Below are 6912 nucleotides of genomic sequence, written 5' to 3' on the forward strand. Positions count from 1 at the left end.
CCTTCCCTTGCCATGACTCCAGAATCTGACCCGTTGAGTGAACCGCGTCCAGTTGTGGAAGATACCAATGCGATCGCTAAATTTTTCCAATTTCATCAACACCAAGCCAAACTTACTACGGAGATTCTGGCGGGAGTAACCACCTTTGTCACCATGGCATACATTCTGGTGGTCAATCCCGATATTTTGTCCAATGCCATTTTCCTCCAACAACCCAAGGATTTGTTTGGGGAACTAGTGATTGCCACGGGTATTTCAGCTGCTTTGGCAACCCTAGTGATGGGACTCTATGCCAAATATCCATTTGCCCTAGCACCAGGCATGGGTCTCAATGCCTACTTTACCTTTTCAGTAGTGTTGGGTTTAGGCATCGATTGGCGGGTTGCTCTGGCTGCGGTTTTCATTGAAGGACTAATTTTCATAGTGCTGACGGTTACTGGAGTTCGCCGTAAAATTGTCACTGGGATTCCGGAATGTATTAAACAAGCCACCACCACAGGCATTGGTTTATTTATTGCTTATATTGGTCTCAATAGCTCAGGTATCATTACTCAGTCTCAGGCCACTACAACTACCTTGGGAGATTTGACTCAGCCAGCCACATTAGTAACCATTGTTGGGATTCTAATTACCTCAGCCTTGATCGCTCGACGCATTACCGGAGCACTGCTGTGGGGTATTCTTGCCACCGCATTACTGGGATGGATTATGGGGATAGCCCCTTGGCCACAAGGAATTGTTGCCTTACCCCAGTGGCCGGGAGATTTACTGGGTCAGGCATTTGTAGGTCTGTCAAAAGTGCTTCAAACCAATATCTGGGAACTACTGAGTATCCTATTTGTGCTACTGTTTGTGGATCTGTTTGATACCGTTGGTACCCTAACTGGACTCGGAGTCAAAGCCGGTTATCTCAATCAAAAAGGGGAATTTGCCCATGGGTCCCGAGCCTTTATGGCAGATGCAATCGGTACTACTGCTGGGGCAATCTTAGGCACGTCTACAGTAACCACCTATATTGAGTCCGCATCAGGACTCTTAGAAGGGGGACGCACTGGCTTGACTGCCGTTGTTACTGCCATTTTATTTGGCCTATCCATAGTTTTCATTCCCTTTCTATCTGCCATTCCCAGCTTTGCCACAGCACCAGCCTTAGTCATGGTTGGAGTGTTGATGATCCCAAGTGTTAGAAAAATCCATTGGGACGATCCAGCCGAGTCAATTCCCTCATTTCTCACCATCTTGATCATGCCTTTAAGTTATTCCATTGCTGATGGCTTAGCTGTCGGTTTAATTACCTTTCCGCTGTTAAAAGCTTTTCAAGGTAAAGCTCACGAAACGACCATTGCCATGTGGATTTTAGCAACAGTATTTATCCTCAAGTTTGCCTTCGTAGGAGCGTAAGCTATCAGCTATCAGCTATCAGCTATCAGCTATCAGCTATAGCGCGATTAGCGCTACGCCCACGCTACTTGAGGTGCTATTGGCACCTCAAGTATCATGGCACAGGCTAGAAGCTTGTGATGTAGCCCATAAGCTAAATGCTAATGCTTACGATTCCCGATTCCCGATTCCCGATTCCCTACTCCCTACTCCCTGTTCCCTTTGCATTTAGGGATTGATCAAACAAATCAGGACGGCGTTCTTTAGTTCTTTCAATTTGCTGTTGTTTACGCCAGCGGTCAATTTCCCCATGATGTCCTGATAACAGAACCTCTGGAACTTTCCATCCCCGAAACTCAGCAGGTCTTGTGTACTGAGGATAGTCCAGTAACCCCGCTTCAAAGCTTTCTAATTTAAGGGATTCGGCTTTGCCTACTGTTCCTGGTAGCAACCGGGTGACACCATTAATCATGGCTAGGGCTGGGATTTCTCCACAGGTTAAGACAAAATCCCCCAGTGATACCTCTCGGGTGACTAAGTGTAATACCCGCTCATCCACACCTTCGTAGTGTCCACAAATTATCACCAGCTGCTCATAACCTGTGGCCAATTCTTTGAACAATTGCTGTTTCATCGGTTGCCCCTGGGGCGTCATTAAGATGACATCACGGTGGGGTAAAATGGGCAAAGACTCTACAGCCGCAAAAATCGGCTCTGGTTTCATCAACATTCCCACCCCACCACCGTAGGGTTCATCATCAACTCGTCGATGCTTGTCAGTAGCAAAGTCTCGGGGGTTGATCAGATGCACTTCGGCTATTTGTTTGAGGAGTGCCTTACCAAGTAGCCCTGAACTCAGGGGAGAGGTGAAGAAATCCGGAAACAGAGTGATAATGTCAAATCGCACAAGGAGTTAAGGGGGGTTTGGGGTCTGGAGCTAAGAATCCTGTCAGAAGAGGGTAACATACATAATCAGTGATTATGCAGAAATTGTAAGGATATAATGCGTGAATATCATTAAAAAATCACGGAGTCAACTGAAAAATTGCTAGAATGTGGCATTTTAACTAAAAAGCACTACTCAAAAGTATTGAACTCACCTCATGCCCATTACTAATATAATGCAGCAGTTAGAATCTCAATTGCAAAGAATTAGGATGCCTAAGTCCACTCAACCAGGAATCTTGGTAATCGGCGGCGCTGAAGATAAAGTTCATGGACGAGAGATCCTGCAAACTTTTTTTCGGCGTGCTGGAGGAACTAATGCTCGCCTTGCCATTATCCCTTCAGCTTCCAGAGAACCAACCGTGATTGGCAGTCGCTATCAACGCATCTTTGAAGACATGGGAGCCGAGGAAATTCGGTTGCTAGATATACGCGATCGCTCTGAAGCAGAAAACAAAGACTTACTAGAGTACGTGGAAATCTGTACCGGGGTATTCATGACCGGAGGTGACCAACTACGCTTGTGCGGGCTACTAGCCGATACCCCCTTAATGGAAAAAGTACGACAGCGGGTTCATCAGAGCGAGATTACCCTAGCTGGGACAAGTGCTGGGGCTGCAGTTATGGGTCATCACATGATTGCTGGTGGTGGTAGTGGTGAGTTTCCTAATCGTGCTTTGGTGGATATAACCATGGGCTTAGGAATCATTCCAGAGGTGATTGTCGATCAACATTTCCACCATCGGAATCGTATGGCACGCCTGATCAGTGCGATTTCTGAACATCCGGATCGATTGGCAATCGGAATCGATGAAGATACCTGCGCTTTGTTTGAAAAAAATGGTTGGTTACAAGTGATGGGTAAAGGCACTGTCACCATTATTGATCCCAAGGAAATGGTTTACACCAACCAGCCTAAGATTGGTCATAACGACCCGATCAGTATCCACAATCTGCGAGTTCATGTTCTGTGTCATGGCGATCGCTACCACTTTCAGAAGCGTTCTTTATTCGCAGGAGAAAGCTAAACCTTCCGTCCTGGACAACAACCGCCATCCTAGACAACAACCGCACTAACCAGCCCACGCTTTTGAGTATAGCTTGACCTGCCCTGTGCCAAGGGATGTAGCGCCTTAATCAGGGGGTTTCCTCATGACTGTAGTTGGGGGAACTCATCTCTTGAATCTGCTGGCTGCAATGGATAATTTTGAAAAAACTGTTCACACAGAACAGTTTTTTCTCTGTCCAAGGTTAATAATTAATAGATTATCCCAAATTTAATCATCAGCCTACCCGATCGCCTGATTCCAGGATTGGAGCTAGACTTTTCAAGCGTGCCAATCGGCTCATAATGTGCCAAAGTAGTGCCAAAGTAGGCGATAAAGGCGGATTTTATTTGATGAATTGCGTCTTTAGGCTTCCTTGCACATTCAGCGAGCATCACCACCGAAGTTTCAGTTGATATGAGAATTCTGAGAATCCAGACTTTACGTGGTCCTAATTATTGGAGTATTGGACATCACAAACTGATTGTCATGCGTCTCGATTTAGAGGAATTGGCAAATACCCCCTCCAACGAGATTCCTGGCTTCTATAAAGGACTAAAGACTGTCCTACCCAGTCTGGAAGAGCATTTCTGTTCCCCTGGTGTCCGGGGGGGATTCCTGGCTCGGGTTGCCAGAGGCACCATGATGGGGCACATCATTGAACACGTTGCCCTAGAACTACAAGATCTGGCTGGCATGAGGGTTGGATTTGGTCGCACTAGGGAAACAGCGACACCAGGAGTCTACCAGGTCATATTTGAGTACATTGATGAGCAGGTGGGTCGTTATGCCGCTAGGGCAGCTGTGCGGCTGTGTCGTAGCATCATTGATAAGCAAACCTATCCCCAAAGTGAATTAGAACAAGACCTGAAAGATTTACAAGAACTGGCTAATAATTCAGCTTTAGGACCAAGCACTCAATCCCTGGTTAAGGAAGCCGAAGCCAGAGAAATTCCCTGGATGCAGCTGAGCGCGAGAGCGATGATTCAACTGGGCTACGGTGTCCACCAAAAGCGGATTCAAGCCACATTGAGTGATTATTCAGGGATTTTAGGGGTTGAGTTGGCTTGTGATAAAGAAGGTACCAAACAAATCCTGAGGGATGCTGGTGTACCGGTGCCCCGGGGTACAACGATTCGATTCCTCGATGAGTTGGAAGGGGCAATTGAGGATGTAGGTGGCTACCCGATTGTGATTAAACCCCTGAATGGGAATCATGGACGAGGCATTACCCTTGATATTAATAGCTGGGAAGAGGCGCAGACTGCCTATAAGACCGCCAAAGAAGTCTCCCGCTCTGTGATTGTGGAGCGCTATTATAAAGGTTTTGACCACCGGATTCTTGTGGTCAATGGCAAGGTAGTAGCAGTAGCAGAGCGTATCCCTGCCCATGTGGTGGGTAATGGTAGGTCTACGATTGAGGAACTGATTGACCAAACTAACCTTGATCCCCATCGGGGTGACGGACACGACAATGTTTTGACGAAAATTGTGGTAGACCCTACCAGTGAGAGTGTCTTGAAAAAGCAAGGGTACAGATTGAACAGTATACCCAGAAAGGGGGAAGTTTGTTACTTGCGGGAAACTGCCAATCTCAGCACTGGCGGTATTGCTGTAGACCACACCGATAACATCCATCCAGAAACTATCTGGCTGGCAGAGCGAGTTGCCAAAATTATTGGTCTAGATATTGCTGGCATTGATATTGTCACTTCCGATATCACTAAGCCTTTACGGGAAGCTGATGGGGTGGTGGTTGAAGTGAATGCTGCCCCTGGCTTTAGGATGCATGTTTGTCCTAGTCAAGGTCAGCCCCGGAATGTGGCAGCACCAGTCCTAGATATGCTCTTCCGAAATGGGCAACCTAACCGTATTCCCATCATCGCCATTACAGGTACCAACGGAAAAACCACGACCACCCGCTTAATTGCCCATATCTATCGCCAAACTGGAAAGGTTGTAGGCTATACCACTACCGATGGGATCTACGTTGATGAATATATGGTGGAAAAAGGTGATACCACTGGACCCCAAAGTGCTCAGGTAATTCTCAAAGACCCTACAGTTGAGGTGGCAGTGCTGGAAACTGCTCGGGGTGGGATCCTGCGTTCTGGCTTGGCCTTTGACAAATGTGATATTGGGGTGGTTTTAAATGTCTCCGCTGACCACTTGGGAATTGGAGACATCGACACCATTGAACAGATGGCCAAGGTGAAGAGTATTGTGGCGGAAGTGGTGAGTCCGAAGGGCTATGCTATCCTCAATGCTGATGACCCCCTAGTCAGAGCTATGGCGGAAAAGGTAAAGGGTCAAGTGGCTTATTTCGCTATGAACTCAGAGAATGAGTTGGTCAAAAATCACACCAGTGGTGGTGGTCTGGCTGCGGTTTATGAAAATGGTTATTTGTCCATCATCAAAGGGGATTGGACCCTGCGGATTGAGCAGGCAGTCAATGTGCCAGTGACAATTGCGGGACGGGCACCTTTTATGATTGCTAATGCTCTAGCTGCTAGTCTTGCTGCCTTTGCTCAAGGGGTCTCGATTGAGGCCATTCGAAAGGCATTGACCACATTTCGGGCTTCTGTAGACCAGACACCAGGACGAATGAATTTGTTCAATCTTGGCAGTTACCATGCTCTAGTGGATTATGCCCACAATGCAGCTAGTTACGAGGCATTGGGTAGTTTTGTGCGCAACTGGCCCGGAGAGCGCTTAGGGGTTGTGGGTGGTCCTGGGGATCGCCGGGATGAAGACTTTATTGAACTAGGACGACTCTCAGCAAAAATCTTTGACAGGATTATTATCAAAGAAGATGATGACTTACGAGGACGTCCCAGTGGTGATGCAGCTGAATTAATTCGTAAGGGCATACGAGAGGAAAATAGCGAGTCCAACTATGAGATTATCCTCAACGAAACAGAGGCAATTGATAGGGGTTTGGATAAAGTGGCTGATGGTGGTTTAGTGGTGATTCTGCCAGAAAGTGTCAGTCGTGCAATCAAACTCATTGAGGCTCGTAATCCTTTGCCGGATAATGGCCTTAAGGCAACCGGTGCTGACAGCGAAGATGAGTTGAAGCCATCGGTGGTCAATTAAGTTGCGGTTGGTATTGGTTAAAGGTTGAAGGTTAAAGGTTGAAGGTTAAAGGTTAAAGGTTGAAGGTTTCCCATCAACGTTGATTGCGTTCGCGAAGCGAACGCTAACCTCAAACCTGACAGACCTTGATGTGGGTGGTATGACTTCTTTAACAGCAACTCGCTACTAATGATTAATTTGTGATCTATAGCATTTTTACTTGAGATGTAAACATAGTATAGCGTTTCTCAATTGGGTCAGGTACTTCGTCCTAGGTTTCACAGAGTAGTGAGTAGGGAGTAACCCATGGAAAAATTGAATGTACCTCATAAGTATGAGAAACAGAGAAATAACTAGCGAGAGTTAGCCACCTAATTTATTGGGTGGGCGTGGAGCGTACCGGGATTTATCCCGGCTCTCGTGTTATTTGCCTCTCTGGTTTTCTATATACCTTTTTACTGTCTCT

General features: G+C 46.7%; 5 protein-coding genes. 4 read left to right on the forward strand and 1 reads right to left on the reverse strand.

The window, feature by feature from the left end; genetic code table 11:
• The first annotated feature begins 12 nt into the window (after positions 1-12).
• Complete coding sequence (locus tag F6J99_RS17450; RefSeq protein WP_293113995.1) at positions 13-1401, forward strand: NCS2 family permease; 1389 nt, start codon at positions 13-15, stop codon at positions 1399-1401.
• Between the two features lie 79 nt (positions 1402-1480).
• Positions 1481-1612 (forward strand): hypothetical protein, encoded by a 132-nt coding sequence (locus F6J99_RS17455; RefSeq protein WP_293113996.1) that lies wholly within the window; start codon positions 1481-1483, stop codon positions 1610-1612.
• Here the strand turns inward: F6J99_RS17455 and trmD are convergent.
• Positions 1580-2287: a tRNA (guanosine(37)-N1)-methyltransferase TrmD gene (gene trmD, locus F6J99_RS17460; protein WP_293113997.1), complete on the reverse strand. Its 708-nt coding sequence runs from the start codon at positions 2285-2287 to the stop codon at positions 1580-1582. The genes F6J99_RS17455 and trmD overlap by 33 nt on opposite strands.
• A 214-nt stretch (positions 2288-2501) precedes the next feature.
• Between trmD and F6J99_RS17465 the strand changes: the two genes are divergently transcribed.
• Positions 2502-3353 carry a cyanophycinase gene (locus tag F6J99_RS17465; protein WP_293114000.1) on the forward strand — a complete coding sequence of 284 codons (852 nt, stop codon included), beginning with the start codon at positions 2502-2504 and terminating at the stop codon, positions 3351-3353.
• A gap of 435 nt (positions 3354-3788) precedes the next feature.
• On the forward strand, positions 3789-6467 hold the full coding sequence (cphA, locus tag F6J99_RS17470; RefSeq protein WP_293113998.1) for a cyanophycin synthetase: 2679 nt from the start codon (positions 3789-3791) through the stop codon (positions 6465-6467).
• The last annotated feature ends 445 nt before the right edge of the window (positions 6468-6912 follow it).

The sequence above is a fragment of the Moorena sp. SIO4G3 genome, from assembly GCF_010692305.1.
GTDB lineage: Bacteria > Cyanobacteriota > Cyanobacteriia > Cyanobacteriales > Coleofasciculaceae > Moorena > Moorena producens_A.